Annotated in this window: 20 protein-coding genes; 10 read left to right on the forward strand and 10 right to left on the reverse strand. The window is 70.9% G+C overall.

Features of this window, described 5'->3' with window-relative positions; genetic code table 11:
- Nucleotides 1–2: 2 nt before the first annotated feature.
- Genes AB0J64_RS20850 through AB0J64_RS20865 form a run of 4 tightly spaced genes read left to right on the forward strand, consistent with a single transcriptional unit; the run spans nucleotide 3 to nucleotide 5,589 of the window.
- Nucleotides 3–1,373, forward strand: a complete 1,371-nt coding sequence (locus tag AB0J64_RS20850) for an ABC transporter substrate-binding protein (protein WP_364029023.1) — start codon at nucleotides 3–5, stop codon at nucleotides 1,371–1,373.
- Nucleotides 1,370–2,146 carry an ABC transporter permease gene (locus AB0J64_RS20855; RefSeq protein WP_364029025.1) on the forward strand — a complete coding sequence of 259 codons (777 nt, stop codon included), beginning with the start codon at nucleotides 1,370–1,372 and terminating at the stop codon, nucleotides 2,144–2,146. Before AB0J64_RS20850 ends, AB0J64_RS20855 begins: the two co-directional genes overlap by 4 nt.
- Nucleotides 2,143–2,889 carry an ABC transporter ATP-binding protein gene (locus AB0J64_RS20860; RefSeq protein ID WP_364029027.1) on the forward strand — a complete coding sequence of 249 codons (747 nt, stop codon included), beginning with the start codon at nucleotides 2,143–2,145 and terminating at the stop codon, nucleotides 2,887–2,889. Before AB0J64_RS20855 ends, AB0J64_RS20860 begins: the two co-directional genes overlap by 4 nt.
- Nucleotides 2,890–5,589, forward strand: a complete 2,700-nt coding sequence (locus tag AB0J64_RS20865) for a fumarate reductase/succinate dehydrogenase flavoprotein subunit (protein WP_364029029.1) — start codon at nucleotides 2,890–2,892, stop codon at nucleotides 5,587–5,589.
- A gap of 288 nt (nucleotides 5,590–5,877) precedes the next feature.
- Here AB0J64_RS20865 and AB0J64_RS20870 read toward each other — a convergent pair whose 3' ends face one another.
- Together AB0J64_RS20870 and AB0J64_RS20875 are read right to left on the reverse strand one after the other, a co-directional pair.
- The gene (locus AB0J64_RS20870) at nucleotides 5,878–6,834 is read right to left on the reverse strand and encodes a TauD/TfdA family dioxygenase (protein ID WP_364029031.1); all 957 of its coding nucleotides are present in this window, start codon (nucleotides 6,832–6,834) and stop codon (nucleotides 5,878–5,880) included.
- A gap of 65 nt (nucleotides 6,835–6,899) precedes the next feature.
- On the reverse strand, nucleotides 6,900–6,980 hold the full coding sequence (locus AB0J64_RS20875; RefSeq protein WP_355451062.1) for a putative leader peptide: 81 nt from the start codon (nucleotides 6,978–6,980) through the stop codon (nucleotides 6,900–6,902).
- An 82-nt stretch (nucleotides 6,981–7,062) separates the two neighbouring features.
- Here AB0J64_RS20875 and AB0J64_RS20880 point away from each other — a divergent pair, with 82 nt between their 5' ends.
- The 4 genes from AB0J64_RS20880 (at nucleotide 7,063) to AB0J64_RS20895 (ending at nucleotide 10,947) form a co-directional block, all read left to right on the forward strand.
- Entirely contained in the window at nucleotides 7,063–8,646 is a 1,584-nt protein-coding gene (locus AB0J64_RS20880; protein WP_364029033.1) for an FAD-binding protein, read from the forward strand.
- Nucleotides 8,643–8,987: a ferredoxin family protein gene (locus AB0J64_RS20885; RefSeq protein ID WP_364029035.1), complete on the forward strand. Its 345-nt coding sequence runs from the start codon at nucleotides 8,643–8,645 to the stop codon at nucleotides 8,985–8,987. Before AB0J64_RS20880 ends, AB0J64_RS20885 begins: the two co-directional genes overlap by 4 nt.
- Nucleotides 8,988–9,109: 122 nt before the next feature.
- Entirely contained in the window at nucleotides 9,110–10,222 is a 1,113-nt protein-coding gene (locus AB0J64_RS20890; protein ID WP_364029037.1) for an LLM class flavin-dependent oxidoreductase, read from the forward strand.
- Nucleotides 10,219–10,947 carry a GNAT family N-acetyltransferase gene (locus AB0J64_RS20895; RefSeq protein WP_364029039.1) on the forward strand — a complete coding sequence of 243 codons (729 nt, stop codon included), beginning with the start codon at nucleotides 10,219–10,221 and terminating at the stop codon, nucleotides 10,945–10,947. Before AB0J64_RS20890 ends, AB0J64_RS20895 begins: the two co-directional genes overlap by 4 nt.
- Before the next feature lie 115 nt (nucleotides 10,948–11,062).
- On the opposite strand, the gene AB0J64_RS20900 is transcribed toward AB0J64_RS20895, so the two are convergent.
- Nucleotides 11,063–12,421: a vanadium-dependent haloperoxidase gene (locus AB0J64_RS20900; RefSeq protein WP_364029041.1), complete on the reverse strand. Its 1,359-nt coding sequence runs from the start codon at nucleotides 12,419–12,421 to the stop codon at nucleotides 11,063–11,065.
- 6 nt (nucleotides 12,422–12,427) lie between these two features.
- Nucleotides 12,428–13,486 carry an LLM class flavin-dependent oxidoreductase gene (locus tag AB0J64_RS20905; protein ID WP_364029043.1) on the reverse strand — a complete coding sequence of 353 codons (1,059 nt, stop codon included), beginning with the start codon at nucleotides 13,484–13,486 and terminating at the stop codon, nucleotides 12,428–12,430.
- Nucleotides 13,487–13,513: 27 nt separating this feature from the next.
- On the opposite strand from AB0J64_RS20905, the gene AB0J64_RS20910 reads away from it, so the two are divergent.
- Nucleotides 13,514–13,804 (forward strand): hypothetical protein, encoded by a 291-nt coding sequence (locus AB0J64_RS20910; protein WP_364029045.1) that lies wholly within the window; start codon nucleotides 13,514–13,516, stop codon nucleotides 13,802–13,804.
- 100 nt (nucleotides 13,805–13,904) lie between these two features.
- Here AB0J64_RS20910 and AB0J64_RS20915 read toward each other — a convergent pair whose 3' ends face one another.
- Genes AB0J64_RS20915 through AB0J64_RS20930 form a run of 4 tightly spaced genes read right to left on the reverse strand, consistent with a single transcriptional unit; the run spans nucleotide 13,905 to nucleotide 17,516 of the window.
- On the reverse strand, nucleotides 13,905–14,774 hold the full coding sequence (locus AB0J64_RS20915; RefSeq protein WP_364029047.1) for a TauD/TfdA family dioxygenase: 870 nt from the start codon (nucleotides 14,772–14,774) through the stop codon (nucleotides 13,905–13,907).
- Nucleotides 14,775–14,796: 22 nt separating this feature from the next.
- Entirely contained in the window at nucleotides 14,797–15,588 is a 792-nt protein-coding gene (locus AB0J64_RS20920) for an ABC transporter ATP-binding protein (protein ID WP_364029049.1), read from the reverse strand.
- On the reverse strand, nucleotides 15,572–16,606 hold the full coding sequence (locus AB0J64_RS20925; protein ID WP_364029051.1) for a glycine betaine ABC transporter substrate-binding protein: 1,035 nt from the start codon (nucleotides 16,604–16,606) through the stop codon (nucleotides 15,572–15,574). The genes AB0J64_RS20920 and AB0J64_RS20925 overlap by 17 nt, the downstream gene beginning before the upstream one ends.
- 31 nt (nucleotides 16,607–16,637) lie before the next feature.
- Nucleotides 16,638–17,516, reverse strand: coding sequence for an ABC transporter permease (locus AB0J64_RS20930; RefSeq protein ID WP_364029053.1), 879 nt, complete (start codon nucleotides 17,514–17,516; stop codon nucleotides 16,638–16,640).
- Nucleotides 17,517–17,732: 216 nt separating this feature from the next.
- Here AB0J64_RS20930 and AB0J64_RS20935 point away from each other — a divergent pair, with 216 nt between their 5' ends.
- Nucleotides 17,733–18,248 carry an OsmC family protein gene (locus AB0J64_RS20935; RefSeq protein ID WP_364029055.1) on the forward strand — a complete coding sequence of 172 codons (516 nt, stop codon included), beginning with the start codon at nucleotides 17,733–17,735 and terminating at the stop codon, nucleotides 18,246–18,248.
- Between the two features lie 33 nt (nucleotides 18,249–18,281).
- Here AB0J64_RS20935 and AB0J64_RS20940 read toward each other — a convergent pair whose 3' ends face one another.
- Together AB0J64_RS20940 and AB0J64_RS20945 are read right to left on the reverse strand one after the other, a co-directional pair.
- A complete protein-coding gene (locus AB0J64_RS20940; RefSeq protein WP_364029185.1) occupies nucleotides 18,282–18,626 on the reverse strand; it encodes an LUD domain-containing protein in 345 nt (114 codons plus the stop codon).
- Between the two features lie 27 nt (nucleotides 18,627–18,653).
- Nucleotides 18,654–20,768, reverse strand: coding sequence for an alpha-galactosidase (locus AB0J64_RS20945; protein WP_364029057.1), 2,115 nt, complete (start codon nucleotides 20,766–20,768; stop codon nucleotides 18,654–18,656).
- Nucleotides 20,769–20,803: the final 35 nt, after the last annotated feature.

A 20,803-nucleotide genomic window follows, 5' to 3' on the forward strand; every position in this document is an offset into this window, starting at 1 on the left:
CCATGCGTATCGTTCTGGCGGCCCTCGCCCTGGTCGCCGCCGCAGGCTGCTCGGTGGCCGGGGCGACGGGCGGCACGGGTAAGACGAAGCTGGTCATCGGCTACCAGTCGAAGACCATCAACACGGTCACGGCGGGCACGCTGCTGCGCTCGCTCGGCTACCTGGAGAAGCGGCTCGGCGACAAGTACACCGTCGAGTGGCAGGACTACGACACCGGCGCCCCCATCACCGCGAAGATGGTCGCCGGCAAGATAGACATCGGCTCGATGGGTGACTATCCGCTGCTGATCAACGCCTCCCGTACCCAGAACGTCCCCGCCGCGCGTACGGAGCTGATCTCCACCACCGGCTACAACTTGCGCGGCGGCCTCAACATGGTCGTGGTGCCGCTCGGCTCCAAGGCGGAGACGCTGGCCGACCTGAAGGGGACCAAGGTGTCCGCCAGCGTCGGCTCCGCCGGGCACGGCACCCTGGTGCAGGCGCTGGAGAAGGCCAAGGTCACCGGGGTCGAGGTGGTCAATCACCAGCCCGCCGTCGGCGCCTCGCAGCTGGAATCGGGCGGCGTCCAGGCGTACGCGCAGTTCGTGGCCTGGCCCGGCCTGCTGGCCTTCCAGAACAAGGCACGGCTGCTCTACGACGGCTCCGCGCTGGACGTGCCGACCTTCCACGGCGTGGTGGTGCGCCAGGCGTACGCGAAGGAGCATCCCGATGTGGTGGACGCCTTCCTCAAGGCGCAGATCGACGCCACCCGCTACCTGCACGAGCACCCGCTGGCGGCGGCCGAGTCCGTGGCCAAGGTCACCGGCCTGCCTCCCGAGGTCGTCTACCTCTACAACGGGCCCGGCGGCATCTCCACCTTCGACGTCACACTCAAGCCGCAGCTCAAGGCGGCGCACGAGCACGACGTGCCGTTCCTGAAGCGCATCGGCGCCGACTTCGACGGAGTGGACGTCTCCGCCTTCGTCAACGATTCCTATCTGCGCAAGGCCTACGGCTCGGCGTACGACAAGGACGTGGCCTCCACGGCGAACCCCGCCAGGATCACCGGCACCGACCCCGTGTGCGGCAGCGCTGTCGGCGACCCGAGAACCGCGTCGGAGCTGTGGCTCGACGGCGCCGCCACGACGCAGCCGGCGGCCACCCCAACCTGCCTGTTGCGCCAGGTCGCCGCCGCCAAATCCAAGGTCCGCGCCGCGTACGTCCCGGACACGGTTACCGGCACCCGCTGGTTCGCCGACCACGCGGTGTGGTTGAAGGAGAGGGCGAACTTCCTGCCCTTCACCACGCAGGACGGTGCCGCCGCCTACAGGGCCGACCATCCGAAGGCGAAGCCCATCACGTACGAGGCCGCGCTCAAGGAGGCCGGCGCATGACCAGGAGATGGGTCATCAGGGTGGCCTCTGTGCTGATGGCGGCCGGGTTGTGGCAGGTGCTCACCGCCGCGGATGCCCGGCTGTGGCTCAGGTTCGACCGGCTGCCCACCCTCGACGAGATCGCCGGCGAGGCCGTCCGGCAGCTCGCCACCCCGGTCTTCGCGCTGGATCTGCTGCAGAGCCTGATCCGCATCCTCACCGGGTTCGGCCTGGCCACGATCGCGGGAATCGCGGCCGGCGTGGCGCTCGGGAGGTCGGCGCGCACCCGGGACGTGCTGCTGCCGCTGCTGGAGGCGGTCCGCCCGATCCCGGCGATCGCGCTCGTCCCGGTGGCGATCCTGCTGTTCCCCACCGACGAGCAGGGCATTGTGTTCATCACCTTCGTGGCCGCCTTCTTCCCGATCCTGGTCAGCACCCGGCACGCCGTCCGGGCACTGCCCACGCTCTGGGAGGACGCCGTAAGGACGCTCGGCGGCCGACGCCTGCACGTGCTCTGGCACGTCGTACTGCCGGGGATCCTGCCCGGAGTGTTCGGCGGGTTGTCGGTCGGCATGGGTGTGTCGTGGATCTGTGTGATCTCCGCAGAGATGATCTCCGGCGAGTTCGGTGTCGGGTACCGGACGTGGCAGGCGTACACGCTGGTGGACTATCCCGGGGTGATCGTCGGGATGGTCACCATCGGCCTGCTCGGCTGGCTGACCTCGGCCGTCGTGGAGCTGGCCGGGCGGCGGGTCACCCGCTGGCTGCCGAGAGCCCAGGGCGGCGCGTCATGACCGCGGTGGTGCCCACGGTCCACACGGCACCCGCGGCCGGGCTCGGCTTCGCCCTGGAGGGGCTGTCCCTCGGCTACGGCCGTGACCTGGTCGTGCGCGAGGTCGATCTGCGGATCGTGCCGGGCGAGGTGCTGGTCGTGGTGGGCGCGTCCGGTTCGGGCAAGTCCACGCTGCTGCGGGCACTGGCGGGACTGCTGTCGCCGACCGGCGGGGTCGTCCGGGCCGACGGCGCCGAGATCATCGGCACCTCGGCCGAGCGCGCCATGGTCTTCCAGGACGACGGGCTGCTGCCGTGGCGGAGCGTCCTGCGCAACATCGAGCTGCCCCTGCGCATCCGCAAAGTGAGCAGGCGGGAGCGCACCGCCTCGGCGCGGGAGTGGATCGAGCGTGTGGGCCTGGCCGGCGCTGAGGACAAACTGCCGCGCGAGCTGTCCGGCGGCATGCGCCAGCGCGTGCAGCTCGCCCGCGCCCTCGTGGCCGCGCCGCGCGCGGTGCTGATGGACGAGCCGTTCGGCGCGCTCGACGCCCAGACCCGGGCCCAGATGCAGCGCCTGCTGCTCGACGTGCTGCACGACACCCAGGCGACGGTCGTCTTCGTGACCCACGACGTGGACGAGGCGCTGCTGCTCGGCGACCGGGTCGCGGTGCTCGGCGGCCACGGCGTCCGCGCGGTGTTCGACGTACGCGGGACCGGCGAGCACCCACACGCCGGGCTGCGCGACAGGATCGTGAAGGAGCTGTAGATGGAGATCCCTTCGATCGAGGACCGCCTCCGCCTGGAGTGCGAGGTCCTCGTCGTCGGCGGCGGAACCGCGGGCACGATGGCCGCCATCACCGCGGCGGAACGGGGCGCGCGCGTGCTGCTGCTGGAGAAGGCGCATGTCCGCCACAGCGGCGCCCTGGCCATGGGCATGGACGGCGTCAACAACGCGGTCATTCCCGGCAAAGCCACCCCCGAGGAATACGTAGCAGAGATCACCAGGGCCAACGACGGGGTCGTCAACCAGAAGACGATCTACCAGACCGCCACCAGGGGCCACGACATGGTCCGGCGGCTGGAGCGCTACGGTGTCAAGTTCGAGAAGGACGAGTACGGTCAGTACGCCGTCCGCCGCGTTCACCGCTCGGGCAGTTACGTGCTGCCCATGCCGGAGGGCAAGGACGTCAAGAAGGTCCTCTACCGGGTGCTGCGCCGGCGAGACATCCGGGAGAAGGTCCGCATCGAGAACCGGGTGATGCCGGTCAGGGTGCTCACGTCCGGCGGCCGGGCGGTCGGCGTGGCGGGGTTCGACACCAGGTCCGGACGTTTTGTCACAGTGAGCGCCGGCGCGGTCATCCTCGCGACCGGCGCGTGCGGCCGGCTCGGCCTGCCCGCCAGCGGCTATCTGTACGGGACCTACGAGAACCCGGCGAACGCGGGTGACGGCTACGCCATGGCCTACCACGCGGGCGCCGAGCTCAGTGGCATCGAGTGCTTCCAGATCAACCCGCTGATCAAGGACTACAACGGCCCGGCCTGCGCGTACGTGGCCAACCCGTTCGGCGGCTACCAGGTCAACAACCAGGGCGAGCGGTTCGTCGACTCCGACTACTGGTCGGGCCAGATGATGGCCGAGGTCGCCACCGAGATCGCCTCGGCCCGCGGCCCCATCTACCTCAAGCTCACCCACCTGCCGGAGGAGTCCGTCTCCGCGCTGGAGAACATCCTGCACACCACCGAACGGCCCACCCGCGGCACCTTCCACGCCGGGCGTGGGCACGACTACCGCACCCACGACGTGGAGATGCACATCTCAGAGATCGGCCTGTGCGGCGGCCACTCGGCCTCCGGGGTGTGGGTGGACGAGAACGGGGCGACGACCGTGCCGGGCCTGTACGCGGCCGGCGACCTGGCCTGCGTCCCGCACAACTACATGATCGGCGCGTTCGTCTTCGGCGACCTGGCCGGCGCCCACGCCGTCGCTCACGCCACCGTGCCGGACGCGCTGCCAGAGGACCAGATCGCCGATGCCCACGCGCTGGTCTACCGGCCGCTGCGTCATCCGGACGGGCCGCCTCAGCAGCAGGTCGAGTACAAGCTGCGCCGCTTCGTCAACGACTACGTGACGCCGCCCAAGACGGCCGCCAAGCTCGAGATCGCCCTGGAATCCTTCGAGCGGATGCGCGAGGAGATCGCCGGGGTGGGCGCGCGTACCCCGCACGAGCTCATGCGCTGCGTGGAGGTCGACTTCATCAGGGACTGCGCCGAGATGGCGGCCCGCGCCTCGCTGACCCGTACCGAGAGCCGCTGGGGCCTGTACCACGAACGGGCGGACCTTCCCGCCCGCGACGACGCCGCCTGGCTGGTCCACCTGAACCTGCGCAAGCGCGGCGACGGCGCTATGGAGTTCGTCAAGCGCCCTGTGGAGCCCTACTTGGTGCCCGTCCCTGAGTTCACCCCGGCCGCCGCCGAACCGGTGCCGCTGGGCGCGCACGCCGCCACCACCGTGCGACGGGCCGCCACCACACGTGCCGTCCGGACTGCTGTCGGCCGCTCGCCCCGCATCCTGGAACTGCACCGGCTCGCCGAAGAGCAGCCCACCGCGGCACAGCTGGCGCCCTACCTGTCCGACCCCGACCCCAAGGTCAGACGGGCCGCCATCGCCACGCTCACCGAGATCGTCCCGGAGGGCGTGGGCGCGGCGCTGGCGGCAGCGCTCGGCGACGCCCACGGCACGGTGCGGCGGGCCGCGGCCACCGCGCTGAAGGAGCTGGTCGAGGTCCTGCCCGCAACGGCGGAACTCGGCGCGGCCCTGGCCGGTCGGCTCGACGGAGAGGACGCCATGGTACGGGCGTGCGCGCTGGACGTCCTGCGCGCCCTTCGGCTCGGCGACCGGCAGACTTTCGCTGCCGGACTGGCCGATGCCGACCGCCGGGTACGCATCGAGGCGATCCGCGGGCTGGTGTCGCTGGACGAGGCCGATCTCGTGGCCGCGGCCGCCACGGACCCGTCGCGGGAGGTTCGGGTATGGACGGCCAAAGGGCTGGGCCTCATCGGCAAGCCGTCCGCCGCGCTGGCCGCCCTCGCCGCCGACGCCGACCCGCTCGTGCGCGCTGCGGCGCTGGAGGCATCCGGGGCGACAGGCGCCCCGCTGGAGATCCAGGCCGCGCACGCGATCCACGACGCCGACTGGCAGGTACGCGTCGGAGCGGCCCGCTGCCTGGCCGCCGCGGATGCGGACGTTGCGCCGGGGCCGCTCATCGGAGCGCTCGCGGACGCCAATCTCGACGTACGCAAGGCGGCCGTGCTAGCCCTGTCGCGCTGGGCGGACCGGCCAGAGGTGGCCGCCGCGCTGCGTGCCGCCCTGTCGGACCCGGACGCCGACGTCCGCGCCCATGCCCGCAGCGCCATCGCCGGCGGAAGCGGATCCCGAACTGCGGGAGGAGAAGGCGTCCTAGCGTAACCACGCTTGCTGCCGGGCCTCCGCATCCGGAAGGCCGAGCTCTGGTATCACACTCACCAGTGTTCCCAGCGCAGAACCTCCTCGCGCGGGATGCGGCGGGCGGGCTTGAAATCGGTGCCGACCGTGTAGGCCAGCGGAATTCACACCGCCGGCATGAGGTCGTCGTAAGGTACGCCGAGCACCTGGGCTGGGGCGCTGCCGGCAGTTGAAACATGGTGACGTTGGGGATGTCGCGCACGCCGCGGTGCGGGCGGAGACCCCCAACCCCGCCCGCACGATCTTGGGTCGTCAGGCGACGACGAGGGCCTCGGCCCTGAACTCGCGGCCGGCGACGATTTCGGAGACGAACCCGTCGGGGCCGACGGGGCGGTCGCCGATCAGGGTGACCCGGTGCAGGGTGCGCTGGACGTCGAGGTGGTCGAGGTCGGACGGGGCGAGGTGGGCGGTGGCCCGGTTGTCCCAGAAGGCGACGCTACCCGGCTGCCAGCGGAAGCGGACGGTGTACTCGGGACGGGTGATCTGCTCGTACAGCGACTCCAGGACGCGACGGCTCTCCAGAGCCGAGAGGCCGACGATGTGGTCGGTGAAGCCCGGGTTGACGAACAGCGCCCGCTCACCGGTCTCGGGATGCACCCGCACCACCGGATGCACGGAGACCAGCAGGTTGTCGTTGATCCGCTTGACCAGTTTGCCGTCCTCGTCGGTGGTCTGGTAGCCGGCGAGGAAGCGGTGCTCGGCGCGCAGGCCGTCCACGAAGTCGCGTAGTGGCGCCGACAGGCCCTCGTAGGCGGCGACCAGGTTGGTCCACTGGGTGTCGCCGCCGAACTCGGGGACGGTCTCGGCGCGCAGGATCGAGGCGGCGGGCGGGTTGACGGCGGCGGTGACGTCGGTGTGCCAGCCGGAGTAGTAGGAGTACTGCCGCTTGCGGTACAGCTCGCGGTAGTTTGCGCCGTAGCGTTCCTCGTAGCGGCGCGGGTCGATGGTGAGGATCTGCGGGAACTCCTCCGGCGGGGCGTCCTCGTGCGGGTGGGCGTGGGTGAGCTCGCCGAACTGGCGGGCGAAGGCGATCTGGGCGGCGTGGTCGAGGTTCTGTCCGCGGAAGAAGACCACCTTGTGGGCGAGCAGGGCCTGGCGGATCTCCTCGACCGTGGTGGGGCCGAGGGGGTGGGCGAGGTCGACGCCGGTGATCTCGGCGCCGATGTGCCCGGCGACGCGTTTGATGGCGAGGATGGACGAGGATGACATGGTGAAGCGCTCCCTGAAGCTTTGACGGGTGTTCGAGCGGAAACGGGGATGGCGGGACCCGGAGGTCACCGCATGGCACAGAGCGCGCTCGCCTGCCGTCTGAGATCGACGTGGAGGCGAGCCACCAGAAGCTCGCTGCTCTTCACAAGCCAGATCGTGCGCCCAGAAATCCATGTATGTCAAGTAGGAAATGTTGACTTTAGGCGTCCCTGCTCTTAGCTTCATGGCATGACCGATCTCGATGTCACGGCCGACGTCCTGGTCGCGGGCGGCGGGCCCGCGGGCGCGTGGGCCGCGATCAAGGCCGCCGAGGCGGGTGCCGACGTCGTCCTGGTGGACAAGGGCTATCTCGGCACGAGCGGTGCCACCGCCGCCGCCGGCACCGGCGTGTGGTACGTCGATCCCGACCCTGCGGCGCGCGAGGAGGCGATGGCCTCCAGGGAGGCCCTGGGCGGCTACCTCGCCGACCGGAGCTGGATGGCCCGCGTCCTCGACCAGACCTACGCCAACATGAACGAGCTGGCGGAGGTGAGCCGCTATCCCTTCCCCGTGGGAGAGGACGGCCGTCAGATCCGCCGCGGTCTGCAAGGCCCCGAGTACATGCGCCGCATGCGCATTCGCGCACGCCGCTCGGGGGTGCGCGTGCTCGATCACAGCCCCGTTATCGAGCTGCTGGTGGACGCGGAGGGCGCGGTCGCGGGCGCGGCCGGTTACCGCAGGCAGCACGACCGGTCCTATGGGGTACGCGCGGGTGCGGTGGTGCTGGCCACCGGCGGCTGCGCCTTCCTCAGCAAGGCACTCGGCTGCGACGTCAACACCGGCGACGGAGCGCTGCTCGCCGCGGAGACCGGGGCCGAGCTGTCCGGCATGGAGTTCTCCAACGCCTACGCCATCGCCCCCGAGTTCACCTCCGTGACCAAGACCGCCTTCTACTCCTACGCCACCTTCTACCACGCCGACGGAAGTGTCCTGGAAGGCGCGGGCAGCACGCGCGGCCGGTCCGTGATCGCGCGGGCGCTGCTGTCCGAGCGCGTCTTCTGCCGACTCGATCAGGCGGGGGAAGAGATCAGACAGGCGATGCGGCTGGCCCAGCCCAACTTCTTCCTCCCCTTCGACCGCCAGGGCATCGACCCCTTCGCCGAGCTGTTCCCCGTCACGCTGCTGGCCGAGGGCACCGTGCGCGGGACCGGCGGCATCCGCCTCACCGGCTACGACTGCGCGACCTCCGTCCCCGGACTGTACGCCGCCGGTGACGCGGCCACCAGGGAGCCGATCTGCGGCGGCTTCACCGGCGGCGGCAGCCACAACGCGGCGTGGGCCATGTCGTCCGGCACCTGGGCGGGGCAGGCCGCCGCCCGTCACGCCCGCACGTTGGGCGCCCGCGCGGCCAGGCGCGCAGTGATCGGGGCCGGCGGCGCCGGGCTGCGGCCGACCGGCACCGGCCGGGCCGGGCACCGCGAGATCGTCGAGGCGGTCCAGGCCGAGGTGCTGCCGTACGAGAAGAACTACCTGCGCCACGGCGACCGGCTCGCGCCCGCACTGGCCTCGCTCGATGAGACCTGGACGCGGGCCAGGCAGGCCCTGCGCGCGGATGGCCCCGACGTCGTACGCGCCCGCTCGGCGGCCGCGATGGCGGCCCACGCCCGCTGGATGTACGCCAGCGCGCTGGCCAGGACCGAGAGCCGCGGCATGCACAAGCGCGAGGACTACCCGGGTTCCGACCCGGCCCAGCACCACCGGCTGAGCTGCGGCGGGCTCGACGAGGTGTGGGTCGCGCCCGAGACAGGGCGGCCCCTGGCGGTGGCGTCGTGATCGAGATCGTGGTGCGCGACCGGTGCATCGCCTGCGACAAGTGCATACAGGTCTGCCCGACGGACGTCTTCGAACGAGGGGATGACGGGGTGCCGCTGATCGCACGGCAGGGCGACTGCCAGACGTGCTTCATGTGCGAGGCGTACTGCCCGGTGGACGCCCTCTACGTGGCGCCGGTCGCGCACCCGCTCCCGGAGCCGCCCGATGTGACGGAACTGGCCGAGCGGGGATTGCTGGGCGGTTACCGCGCGCAGATCGGCTGGGGCTACGGGCGCACCCCGGGCGCGCGGCGGGCGATCGGGCCGGTGCTGCCGGCGGCGTCGCAGGTGATCATCTCGTGACGGGGCGGCGTCCACGCCGTAGCCGGCGGCAGCCGTACGGCTGTGTCCTTGGTCAGAGTGCCGCCTTCCCGGCCACGCACGACAAGACCATTCGCTGACGAACATCGGAAAGGTTTCGGCTCATGCCTGTGGAGTTTCTCGGGATCGGCGGGACCAATGACGGCTCGGAGACCTCTCCGCGCTCGGGTTCCTCCTTCGACAAGCAGTACACGCTGCGGCTCGCGCGCGCTCACCAGGAGTACGGCTGGGATCGGGTGCTGTTCGCCTACGGCTCGGGCTCGCCCGATCCCGCGCAGGTGGCCGCCTACGTGGCGACCAGGGTCGAAGACCTGCAGATCCTGCTGGCGCACCGGCCGAACGTGTCCTACCCGACGTACGCGCTCAAGACCTTCGCCATCCTCGACCAGATCAGCGACGGGCGGCTGACGGTGCACTTCATCACCGGCGGCAACGACCACGAGCAGGGCAGGGAGGGCGACGTCCTGACCAAGGACGAGCGTTACTCCCGGACCAGGGAGTACATCCAGATCGTCAAGAAGGGCTGGACGTCGAGGGAGCCGTTCGACCACGAGGGCGAGCACTACTCGTTCAGGGATTTCGTCTCGGACGTGTTCCCGCTGCAGCAGCCCCGGCCCAGGGTGTCCTTCGGTGGATCGTCGGAGGCCGCCTACGCGGCGGGCGGGGCGGAGGCCGACATTTACTGCCTGTGGGGGGAGCCGCTGGCCGAGACGGCACAGCAGATCGCCTCGGTGAAGCAGGCAACGTTGCGAGCGGGGCGAAGTGACGTGCCCAAGTTCCAGGTGGCGTTCCGGCCGATGATAGCGCCGACCGAGGAGCTGGCCTGGGAGAAGGCCCGGCGCATCCTGGGGGATCTGCACAGGATGGGGGCGAACCGGCGCTGGTTGTCCGGCCCGCCGCAGAACGCCGGCTCGCAGCGGCTGCTCGAGGTCGCGGCCAAGGGGGAACGGCACGACCGCGCGTTGTGGACGCCGACCGCCGAGGCCACGCAGGGAGCGGGCAACTCGACGGCGCTCGTCGGCACCCCCGAGACCATCGCCGAGGCCCTGCTGGACTACTACGACCTGGGCGTCGAGATCCTCTCGGCCCGTGGCTACGACATCCTGGACGACGCCATCGACTTCGGGCGGCATGTGATCCCGCTGGTCCGTGAGGGGGTCGCCGAACGGGACCGGCAGCGGGCGGCGCGGGCACCGCTGAGCCGGGTCGCGCCATGACCGCGCCCGCGTCCTCGACCGTCCTGGACGATCCGGTACGGGCCTCGCTCCTCGGGGCGCACGCCCATCTCGCCGAGCGGCGGGGTCGCGTGCTGCGTTATCCCCTCGACGTCTCTCCGTTCCTGTCGATGCCGCCCGCCCCAGGCCCGGCCGACTGGGCCGATGTCGCCGCGCTGGTGGGACCCGGCGGGCACGTGGCCCTGACCGGCCCGATATCGGCGGCTCCGGTCGGCTGGGAGGAGGTGATGAACGTTCAGGGAGTCCAGCTCACCGGTGAGCACGTTGCCGGTGCGGACGACGCCGACGTGGTCCGGCTGGGCACGGAGGACGTGCCGGAGATGCTGGATCTCGTCAAGCGGACGAAGCCGGGCCCGTTCCTGCCGCGTACCATCGAACTCGGCGTCTACCTCGGCCTCAGGTCCGGCGGCGTGCTGGTGGCGATGGCCGGCGAACGCCTGCACCCGCCCGGCTGGACCGAGATCAGCGCCGTCTGCACCGACCCCGCCCACCGAGGCCGCGGACTGGCAACCAGGCTGGTGCTAGCCGTCGCCGCGGGCATCCGGAACCGGGGCGAGACGCCATTCCTGCACGCGTCGGCCGCCAATATCGGCGCGATCCGCCTGTACGAGCGGCTCGGCTTCCGCCTGCGCCGCACCCCGGACTTCCGCGCCGTACGTGTTCCGGCGCTGGATCCGTCCCAGGGCACCCCGGTGCCGATCACATAACCGACGCGACGGCCGCAGCGTGACCACGGCCGTCGGCACCAGCCGCCCGTTGTTTCGGCCCCGTCCAGAAGGAACAGGGCCAAACATGGATCTTCAGTGGTCTTCCTGGTACGACCTACGAGAACAGTCGTGCGGCGTGACGTAGAGCGTAGGACGCGACCTGGCGGCCCAGCCTCACCCCGGCCTGGTCGGCGGAGCGGGTGTGGATGCCCGACCAGACCCGGGCGTCGACGTTCTCGTCGGTCAGGACCTTCCATGCGGTGTAGGTGCGAGTGACCCCGGGCGCGGTCGGGCTCGTGAGCTCGAACGGTTCGCGGGAGTGGGAACCGACCAGTGAGGTCAGCACCTGCTCGGCGGCGCCGGCGTAGGTGTTGTGGCCGCTCGGGTAGTCCGGGTGCGACGGCGTCGTGTGCAGCGGTGTCCAGGCTGGATCCGAGGGAATGGAGGGGTGGCCGGTGTCGGCGGCGCGGAGCGCGGTGACCGGGCGCCATCTCACATAGGTGTATTTGGTATCCGAAGTGGCGATCTGGGTGTCCACCAGAGCGACATGGAAGAGCGCGACGAGCTCGGTCTTCCTCGGTGCCGGTAGGCGGGATTGGACGAGGGCGGCACGCAAGACACCGTTGTAGATGGTCAGCGAGGACCCCAGCCAGAACTGCGCGATGTCCGTCTGGGCCTGCGTGCGTGCGATGCTGTTTGCCGCGCCGTAGTCGCGTACTTCCTCAAGGTCGGCCCGATATTCCGGAGAGCCGAGCTCGGGAGGAGGCCCTGGCCGGAATCGGTCGACGCGGCTCAAGAGGAACGGTCTGGCAAACCTCGTGCCCGCCTGAAGGGCCGGCCCGAGAGCCGGCGGCGTGGGCTGCCAGACTCCGGGCGCGGCTTGCGGGACCGGGTACGGCGGGTTTACCGACGCCGGGTCCAGGCCGTCATCGGTTCGTTCGGTGAGCAGCGCCGTCGCCTCCTCGGCTCCGGCCGCCACACCCCGATCCTTGGACGGGCCGGCGGGGATGCGCGCCAGCGTCGCCGCGAACGCAGCGTCCAACTCGGCGGCGCGGGCCGGAATCAGGCTCACGAGTGAGGTGCGGACCGCGGAGGCGAGCGCGGCGTCCTGGAAGGCGCGCAGGCGGGGACCGGATCGCAGGGCGCGGGCGGCGGACACCCAGCTGATGGCCCACGTGCGGCTGTTGGTGACCTGTGTGGAAGACCCGGCGGCGGCGATGGTGTCGGCGGTGACGTCGTACCATTCCACCGCCACGTCGACGTCGGGCGGGCCCGATGTCCGCGCTGTCGACGCGGAGGCGGCTGTGCCGCTCAAGGCCGTGCTGGTGGCGAGCACGGCCACCGTGACGGCGGAGCGCAGCCGGTGAGGCGGAGTGTTTCGCGTGCGGGGTGAAGGCGTTAACAAAGCGAGGCGTCCTTTCTGAGCGGCAAAGGGATGCGGTCGGTCTGAGCATTCGGCTGTGGCATCAGGCATCGGCGCTCATCCGCGCAACAGCGGTAGGAGCAGGTCGCCCTGACGCTTGATCTCTGGCAGATAGGGGGTGTCGGAGAGCACGAAGTGGGTGATGCCGAGGGCCTGGTACCTGCGCAGCGACTTCGCCACGTCCTCTGCCGAGCCGACCAGCCAGGTCGTGCCCGCGCCGCCGCCGCCGAACTTACCTGGGGTGGTGTAGAGGTTGTCGTCGAGCACCTCTCCGCGTGCGGCCAGGTCGAGCAGCCGTTGCTGGCCGACGGCGGTGAACCGGTTGGGGTCGCGGGAGATGCCGCCGTTCGCCATCTGCACGACCTTGGCCTCGGCGTCGGCCCAGGCCTGTTCGGTGGTGTCCCGCACCAGTGTGGTGACCCGCAGCCCGAACTCCAGCGGAGGGTGCTCGCGTCCGAGCTTCTCGCCGAGCTCCTTGAGCCGCTCGATCCGCTCCCCGATGCCGTCGAGCGGCTCGCCCCAGAAGAGCTGGACGTCGGCCTCCGTGGCGGCCACCTTCTCGGCGGCTTCCGAGGCGCCGCCGAAGTAGAGCCGGGGGTGCCGGCGCTCGCCCCGGACGACTGTGCGCGGCACCACGGTGGAGTCGGTGACGGTGAAGTGCTCGCCGTGGTAGGTGACGTTCTCCTCGGTCCACAGCTTGCGCACGAGCTGGAGGAACTCCTTGGTGCGGGCGTAGCGGTGGGCCTGGTCGCCTTCGCTGTCGCCGTACGCCGCGAGGTTGTCCTTGCCCGACACGATGTTGATCAGCACCCGTCCCCCGCTGAGATGGTCGAGGGTCGCGGCGGCGGAGGCGAACTTCGCCGGATGCCAGTAGCCAGGCCGGACGGCGATCAGCGGCTGGAAAGTTGTCGTCCGCGCGGCCAGGGCGGTGGCGACCGTGAAGGTGTCGGGCCGTCCCCAGCCGGTGCCGATGAGCGCCCCTCCCCACCCGTGCTCCTCGAGGGCCTTGGCCTGGCTGGTGAGGGTCTCCAGGCTGTTGTGATTCTCGACGACGACGTCGCCGCGGTGCCCGGGCTGCGCTTGGTTGGGGATGTACCAGAGGAACTGGAGATTCATCAGTCGGTCTTCCTGCTCGATGGTCCTATGACTCAGATCGCTCTCCAAAACCCACGAGCCTGGCACGGCCACAGCGCGGCCCTCGGTGCTGGAGGCCATCACGGCGGCGGCGATCCCGCCGGCCGTCGGCGCGCACTCGCCGGTCATCTCTGCCGAACCCAGGACGCCTACGAGCTGGCCCGGTCGGCGTTCGAGCGGTTCCGGCGGCAACCGGTCGCGGCGCGTAACGGCTTCCCCTACGACGACCTGGAGGACTTCGTCGCGCGGGGCTCGGCGCTCGCCGAGGTGGTCCCGGTGGTCCGCGCGGAGCTGGGCTGAGACCGGCACAACCGGAGACGATCATGCCGTCCGATCGCGAGCCGGGCAGTGCGATCGGCCCGTCCACCGCCTCCGGCAGGCAGGGGATGGGCCGTTCCCTTCAGCGGGGGGACGATGGCCCGAACGGGCGGTCGCCGCGCAGAGTGATGCGGTGCATGACCCGGTGGGCGGTGCCGTAGTCGCGGTTGGCGTAGTGGGATGTGCTGCGGTTGTCCCACATGGCCACGTCGCCGAGGCTCCAGCGGTGGCGGATGATGTGCTCCGGCTTGGTCAGGTGAGCGTAGAGCAGGTCGAGGATGTGACGGCTCTCAGCCCCGGAGACGCCGACGACGTGCGAGGTGAAGCCGGGGTTGACGAACAGGCCCTTGCGTCCGGTCTCGGGGTGGACGCGTACGACGGGGTGCTCCACCGGGTCCAGCCGGGTGACGACCTCGCCGTCCCAGACGCTGCCCTTGCCGCCGCGCCGCTGGGCCAGGTAGTAGCCGAACTCCCGGTTGCCGTCGTGCACCGCGGTGAGCTGGTCGGCCAGTTCCCGTACGGGCGCGGCAAGGGAGTCGTAGGCGAGCTGGCTGTCGGCCCAGCTCGTGTCCCCGCCGGTGGGAGGCAGGACCACGGCACGCAGGATCGAGCCGAGCGGTGGGCGGGGCATGAAGGTGACGTCGGTGTGCCAGACGTCGGCGAAGCCGTTGTCGGCGCTGTCGAGCGCGTAGATCTCCGGGTGCGCCTCGTCCACGCCGCCGACGACGGGGTGGGATGCGGTCAGCTCGCCGAGGCGGCGGCCCAGGGTGACTTGGCCGTCCTCGTCGAGCGTCTGCCCGGAGAAGAAGAGCACCTTCCGCTGGACGAGTGCGGCTCGTACCGCGGCCAGCTCCTCGTCGTCGGCGGTCGCCAGGTCGAGCCCTTCTATCTGAGCGCCGAAGTGCGGTCCGAGCGGGCGCAGGGTGAGCTTGGTGGCCAGGGGTGTGGACATGTGCGCTCCTGTTCTGTGGTGGTCATCCGGCGGCGTCGCGGACGGCATGACTGACGGTGGCACGCAGGGCCGTGTACTCGGGGAGGGCGCGGAGTTCGTCGGGCTCCAGGCCGGTGCGGGGCAGAGGGACGTCGAGGTCGAGGGCGATCTGGCCGGGCCTGCTGGTGAGCACGACGACGCGGCTGCCGAGGAAGACCGCCTCTTCGACGCTGTGGGTGACGAACACGGAGGTGCGGCCCGTCTGCTCACTGACCCGGCGCAGGTCCTCCTGCAGCCGCTCGCGGGTGAGCGCGTCCAGGGCCGCGAACGGCTCGTCAAGCAGCAGCAGCGGATTGTCGCCCGCCAGCGCCCTGGCGATGGCCACGCGCTGTTGCTGACCACCGGAGAGCTGCCAGGTCCGGCGGTGGGCCACGTCGTGCAGGCCGACCCGTTCCAGGAGCTCCGGCACCCGGCGGGCGCGTTCCTCGCGGGGGACGCCGGCGTAGCGCAGCGCGAGCCCGACGTTGCCGCTCACGCTCTTCCAAGGGAACAGCCGGGGCTGCTGAAACACGATCCCGGCGCCGGCGCCGGGCACCGGCAGAGCTCCGGCAGTGCGGACGACGCCGGCGGTGGGCCGCTCGAAGCCGGAGATCAGGCGCAGCAGCGTGCTCTTGCCGCAGCCGGACGCCCCGACGATCACGAGGAACGAGCCCCGGGGGACGTCCAGCGAGATCGGGCCGAGCGCGGTCACGGCGTCCGCGCCCGTCCCGTACACGTGCACGACCTCCTCCACATGGACGGTGGGGTCCGTACCGAGCTCAAGGGGTGAGGACATCGGGCAGGCCCTTGTTGTAGATGGCGTTCCGCACGGTCGCCAGATCGGGGACGGCTTCGATCTTCTGCAGGTCCTTGAGGAACTGCGCGGCGCTGACGAGGTTCTCGGCCAGCGCGCCCGGCCGCTCCGGCGTGCCGAGCCATTCGGCGGAGGCCAGGTCGGCGGGCTTGAGGAAGACGCCCTGGGTGAGCTGGTCCTCGGCGTCCTCCTTGGTCAGGTTGAGCTCGGCGGCGACGGCCGCGCCGGCCTCGGCGCGGTTGTCGGTGATGAGCTGTAGAGCCCTCGCCTCGGCCTTGCGCCAGGCGTCCACCGCGTCCGGGTGCGCCTTGAGGAACGTGGTGGACACCACCCCGAGGTCCAGCGTGGGCTTGCCGGCCGTGGCCAGCTCTCGGCTGGTGATCAGGACCTTACCGTCCTTCTCCAGCTCCTTCAGGGTGGGCAGCCAGGTGTAGGCGGCGTCGATGTCGCCGCGCGTCCAGGAGGCGAGGATGTCCTGCGGTTCGAGGTCGACGATGGTCAGCTCCGACTCGCGCACCCCCGCCCGGTCGAGCGCGGCCAGCAGGCTGTAGTGGGAGGTCGAGGCGAACGACGTGGCGACCTTCTTGCCGCGCAGGCCCTCGATCGCCGACACGCCGCTGTCGTTCCTGACGACCAGGGCCTCGTTGTCGCCGGCCACGTCGAGCACGAACGCCACCTGGTACGGGATGTTCAGCGGGGCCGACAGTCCGCGGGCCACCGGGCTGGAGCCGATGGCGGCGATGTCCACGCTGCCGGCCACGAAGGCGGTGTTGATACTGGCGCCGGAGTCGAACTTCGTCCACTGGATCTGGTAGCCGGGCAGCGCCTCCTCCAGCCACCGCTTGTTCTTGACGATGAGGTCGCCGCTGGGGAACGCCTGGTAGGCGAGGCGGATGCGGTTGGCCGCCGCGTCGTCACCGCCTCCCCGGGACGCGGTGCCGTCACCGCAGGCGGCCAGGACCGTGATCAGCACGAAGGACAGCAGGAATCTCAGACGCATGGCGGCTTCCTCATGAGGCACGTGCGGCGGGTCACGAGCGGCCCCGCCATGGGATGAGCCGTTTCTCCACGACCCGCAAAAGGCCGTCGATGAGCAGGCCCGACAGGCCGATGGCCAGCAGTCCCAGCACCACGACGTCGGTCTGCAGGTAACGCTGGGCGTCCCGCACCATGCCGCCGATGCCGGGCACGCCGTTGACCGTCTCGGCGGCGACCACGGACGAGTACGCGATGCCGACGGCCAGGCGCACGCCGGTGAAGATCTCCGGCAGGGCGTTGGGCAGCACCACGTCCCGGATGACGTCGCGCCGCCTGGCGCCCAGCGCCCTGGCGGCCTCGACCAGGTCGGACGGCGCGCCGTGCACCGCGGCGGCGGTGGCCACCGCGACCGGCGGTAGCGCCGCGATCGCCAGCAGCCACAGCTTGGGCGTCTCGTCGATGCCGAACCAGATGATGAGCAGGCTGAAGTACGCCAGCGGTGGTAGCGCCCGCACGAACGTGACCACCGGCTCGGCCACGACGCGGATCCACGGCACGGTGCCGAGCACGACGCCCACGACGAGCCCGCCTGCCACGCCGATCGCGGATCCGATGAGGATGCGCCGCAGGCTGATCCCGAGGTGCTCGACGAGCAGACTGCCGCTGTAGCCGCGGATGCCGTCGTACGTCGTGGACAGCCGCAGGAGCTGCTCCCACACGGCGCCGGGGGAGGGGATGAAGGAGGGGTTGGCCGCCGCGGTCGCGGCGAGCTGCCACAGGCCGAGGAGTGCGGCCGCGGCGAGCACGCGCACCACGATCCTGCGTGTCGCCGGTCGCCGTCGCCGGGCGGCGGACGCCGGTCCGCCGTCGGGAACGGCGGTCGAGGGGGCGGCCGTCGAGGTGGGCGAGGTCACCGTCTCAGACGGGCTCATGACCACGAAGCTACGGCGACACCTCGCTAAAGTCAACATTTCCTACTAGTTTTAAGGGTTATGCTGTGAGCCGTGGATCGTCAACGACCACGAGAGCAGCGAGGTCATTGCGACCTGGCCGCCCTCGGCGTCCGGCTCGACGTCTCACCGGGGGCCCGAGGCGGCGCTGCGCGCCGTGCTCGGCACCCCGCTCGGCCATATGACCCTGAGGTGATCATGACCACCCTTCGCGAATACCTGTCGCACAAGCGCACCGCGCTGATGGCCCGCCGCGCGGCCCCCGCGTCCGGGCCGGTACCGCTGCACGCCCACGTCACCGCGGAGGGCCGCAGCGGAATCCGGCGCATCAGGATCAGGGATCACCAGCTCATCAGTGACAGCGGCCCCGACTTCGCCGGCTACGACCTCGGCCCCGCCTCGCCCGAGCTGCAGGCCGGCGTGCTCGGGAGCTGCGTGACCCACATCTTCCTCATCAAGGCGGCCGAGTTGGAGGTGCCGCTGGACGCGCTCGAGGTGGACGTGCGCGCCGAATACGACTCCAGGGCCCAGCAGCCGGGCGAGAGCGGCGTCCCGGTGCACCCGTACGGCTTCCGCTACGAGGTGCTGATCGACTCGCCCGCCTCGGACGAGGAGCTGGCGAGGCTGCACGACGAGGTCGAGCGGGTCTGCCCGATACTCAACCTGATCCGCAATCCGCAGCCCGTCACTGGGGCGGTGGTCAGGATCCGCTGATCGTCCGGGTCCGGGCCGCGGCGCCGTGCGTGCTCAGAAGCCGATCGGCTCACGGACCAGCACGACCGTGGCCCGCTCCGGCAGGGCCTCGCGCTCGACGATGAGGATCTTGCCGATGAACGACGACTGCCCGAACTCCTGGAGGCGCCGGTGCTCGCGCGGCAGGCTGTACGAGCGGACCCGCCGCAGCGCCGTCTCCAGGTCCGGCACCACCTTTTGGGCGCCGGTCACCCAGACGACCTTGCGCGCTCCGGACGCGTACGGCGCGAGCTGGCTGCCGCTGGCCGAGGCGATGACCAGGTGGCCCTCCTCCGTCACCGCGTGCACGCTGCCTACGACGTACTCGGCCGTGGCGCCGAGACGGACGACCGCAAGCACACCGATCAATGGAGAGTCCTTCAAGCGTCATGTCTGGCTTGTGGCGATGACGTGGACCAGCACGGATTCGTCGGGGAGCAGAGGCGGCACGGCGATGCCCGAGACGGCGAGCGCCGAGCCGGGCAGGGCGAAGCCGCCGCTCGTCCAGGCCGGGGCCGTCCCATGCGCGGTCACGGGCATGAGCGGACGCACCGAGTAGACGGTCGCCGGGTCGAGGCCGGGCAGCCGGACGCGGCCCGGTGGCCAGGTGGATGGGCGGTCCAGCATGGCGATCTCGTAGATGGCCTCGGTGGCGTCGGCCGCGACGACGCCATGGGCCTGCACGCTCTCGGGGGCGTCGTCGATGCGGACCATGGCGCCGGTGTGGAGCAGGTGGCGGTGCTGTTTGTGCAGGGAGATCCAGGCGGCCAGGTCGTCGAGTTCGCCGTCGGCGAGCGTGGTGAGATTCCATTCGATCCCGTAGTGGCCGAAGAACGCGGTCGCGGCGCGGAAGGGCAGATCGTGCCGACGGCCGGTGGTGTGGGAGCGGTCGGCGCCGATGTGGCTGCCGATCAGCTCGGGCGGCAGCAGCTGTCCGGTCCAGCGCATGATCTGCCGGCGTTCGGCCGGGTCGATGCAGTCGCTGGCCCAGACGCGGTCGGTGCGCTGCAGGATGCCGAGGTCCACGCGGCCCCCGCCGCCGGAGCACGACTCGATCTCCAGGCGCGGGTGTTCGGCCCGGATCTCATCGAGCAGCCGGTAGACGGCGTGGGTCTGGGCGTGGACAGAGGCCCGGCCGGCCCGGATCGTGGATCCGGCGTCCACGAGGTCGCGGTTGTGGTCCCATTTGATGAAGTCGAGGTCGTATTCGCTGATCAGGGCGAGCAGCCGTTCCTTGATGTAGGCGTAGGCCTCGGGGTTGGTCAGGTCCAGGACCTGCTGGTGCCTGGCGGGCGGTGGCAGGCGGTCGCCGGTCCGCAGGATCCAGCCGGGGTGGGCGCGGGCCAGGCCGGAGTCCGGGTTGATCATCTCGGGTTCGAACCAGAGCCCGAACTGCATGCCGAGCTCCTTGACCCGTTTGACCAGCGGATGCAGTCCGTCGGGCCAGACGTCCGGGTCGACGTACCAGTCCCCGAGTCCGGACCTGTCGTCGCGGCGGCCGTTGAACCAGCCGTCGTCGAGCACGAACCGTTCGACCCCGACCCGGGCGGCGCGGTCGGCGAGGTTCAGCAGGCGGTCCAGGTCGTGGTCGAAGTAGACGGCCTCCCAGGTGTTGAGCACGACGGGACGGGGTGAGGACGGGTGGGAGGGGCGGGCGCGCAGGTGGTCGTGGAAGCGGCGGGCCGCCTGGTCGAGGCCGCGGCCGTAGGTGGCGTAGAGCCACGGGGTCCGATAGCTCTCGCCGGTCGGCAGGATGATCTCGCCGGGCAGCAGCAGTTCGCCGCCGCCCAGCATGGTGCGGCCGGTGGAGGTGCGTTCGGCGTAGTGGCGGTGGTTGCCGCTGAAGCCGACGTGCAGGCCCCATGCCTCGCCGCGCTGGAAGCCGAGGTCGGAGGTGCCTGCGAGCAGGACGGTGGCGGCGTCGGCGCCGGTCCGGCTGCGGCGGTTCTCGCGCAGGTGAGTGCCGACGGTGAGGGGGCGCCGCTGGGGGATGCGTTCCTTGGCCCATCGCCCGGCCTGGTCGAGCAGTTCGGTGGGCGTGCCGGGGACGGCGAAGGCGAGGTTGAGCGTGTCCAGGGTGTAGGGCAGCTCGTGCTGGTTGCGCAGGTCCGCTCTTGCGCGGAGGAGGCCCGAGTGGTCGAGTTCGATGATGATCGTGAGGGTGAGACGGGCATACTCGTCTCGTGCGGTGGCGGTGAGGGTATGCCCGGTCTGCTGATAGGCGACGCTGGTGAATGCGGGGGACCAGTTCTGTCCCTGGTGGTGGCCGGACAACCCGGGCATGCCCATCCAGCCGGTACGGGCTTCTGGCACCAGAGGAGTCCGTACGGGCACGTCGACGGTCATGTCCGGCCGGGGGCGCAGGTCGGCCGCGAGGTGAGCCAGAGAGTCGTCGTCGAGCACGCCCAGGTCCGGCCCCCAGTGCAGGATCGCAGGCAGGGCGTTGGACGGGCACTCGATGACCACGGACACGCCGGCGGCTCTGAAGTGCAGGATCTGCATGAACGGCTTTCTGTGAGGCGGAGCGGAGGTCGTAC

The organism is Nonomuraea sp. NPDC049695 (assembly GCF_040674955.1).
GTDB lineage: Bacteria > Actinomycetota > Actinomycetes > Streptosporangiales > Streptosporangiaceae > Nonomuraea > Nonomuraea helvata.

Excerpts from the sequence above, each read along its gene's own strand:
- AB0J64_RS20850 (WP_364029023.1), top strand. The coding sequence starts at position 3 with ATGCGTATCGTTCTGGCGGCCCTCGCCCTGGTCGCCGCCGCAGGCTGC.
- AB0J64_RS20855 (WP_364029025.1), top strand. The coding sequence starts at position 1,370 with ATGACCAGGAGATGGGTCATCAGGGTGGCCTCTGTGCTGATGGCGGCC.
- AB0J64_RS20860 (WP_364029027.1), top strand. The coding sequence starts at position 2,143 with ATGACCGCGGTGGTGCCCACGGTCCACACGGCACCCGCGGCCGGGCTC.
- AB0J64_RS20865 (WP_364029029.1), top strand. The coding sequence starts at position 2,890 with ATGGAGATCCCTTCGATCGAGGACCGCCTCCGCCTGGAGTGCGAGGTC.
- AB0J64_RS20870 (WP_364029031.1), bottom strand. The coding sequence starts at position 6,834 with ATGTCATCCTCGTCCATCCTCGCCATCAAACGCGTCGCCGGGCACATC.
- AB0J64_RS20880 (WP_364029033.1), top strand. The coding sequence starts at position 7,063 with ATGACCGATCTCGATGTCACGGCCGACGTCCTGGTCGCGGGCGGCGGG.
- AB0J64_RS20890 (WP_364029037.1), top strand. The coding sequence starts at position 9,110 with ATGCCTGTGGAGTTTCTCGGGATCGGCGGGACCAATGACGGCTCGGAG.
- AB0J64_RS20895 (WP_364029039.1), top strand. The coding sequence starts at position 10,219 with ATGACCGCGCCCGCGTCCTCGACCGTCCTGGACGATCCGGTACGGGCC.
- AB0J64_RS20900 (WP_364029041.1), bottom strand. The coding sequence starts at position 12,421 with ATGCCTGATGCCACAGCCGAATGCTCAGACCGACCGCATCCCTTTGCC.
- AB0J64_RS20905 (WP_364029043.1), bottom strand. The coding sequence starts at position 13,486 with ATGAATCTCCAGTTCCTCTGGTACATCCCCAACCAAGCGCAGCCCGGG.
- AB0J64_RS20910 (WP_364029045.1), top strand. The coding sequence starts at position 13,514 with ATGACTCAGATCGCTCTCCAAAACCCACGAGCCTGGCACGGCCACAGC.
- AB0J64_RS20915 (WP_364029047.1), bottom strand. The coding sequence starts at position 14,774 with ATGTCCACACCCCTGGCCACCAAGCTCACCCTGCGCCCGCTCGGACCG.
- AB0J64_RS20920 (WP_364029049.1), bottom strand. The coding sequence starts at position 15,588 with ATGTCCTCACCCCTTGAGCTCGGTACGGACCCCACCGTCCATGTGGAG.
- AB0J64_RS20925 (WP_364029051.1), bottom strand. The coding sequence starts at position 16,606 with ATGCGTCTGAGATTCCTGCTGTCCTTCGTGCTGATCACGGTCCTGGCC.
- AB0J64_RS20930 (WP_364029053.1), bottom strand. The coding sequence starts at position 17,516 with ATGAGCCCGTCTGAGACGGTGACCTCGCCCACCTCGACGGCCGCCCCC.
- AB0J64_RS20935 (WP_364029055.1), top strand. The coding sequence starts at position 17,733 with ATGACCACCCTTCGCGAATACCTGTCGCACAAGCGCACCGCGCTGATG.
- AB0J64_RS20945 (WP_364029057.1), bottom strand. The coding sequence starts at position 20,768 with ATGCAGATCCTGCACTTCAGAGCCGCCGGCGTGTCCGTGGTCATCGAG.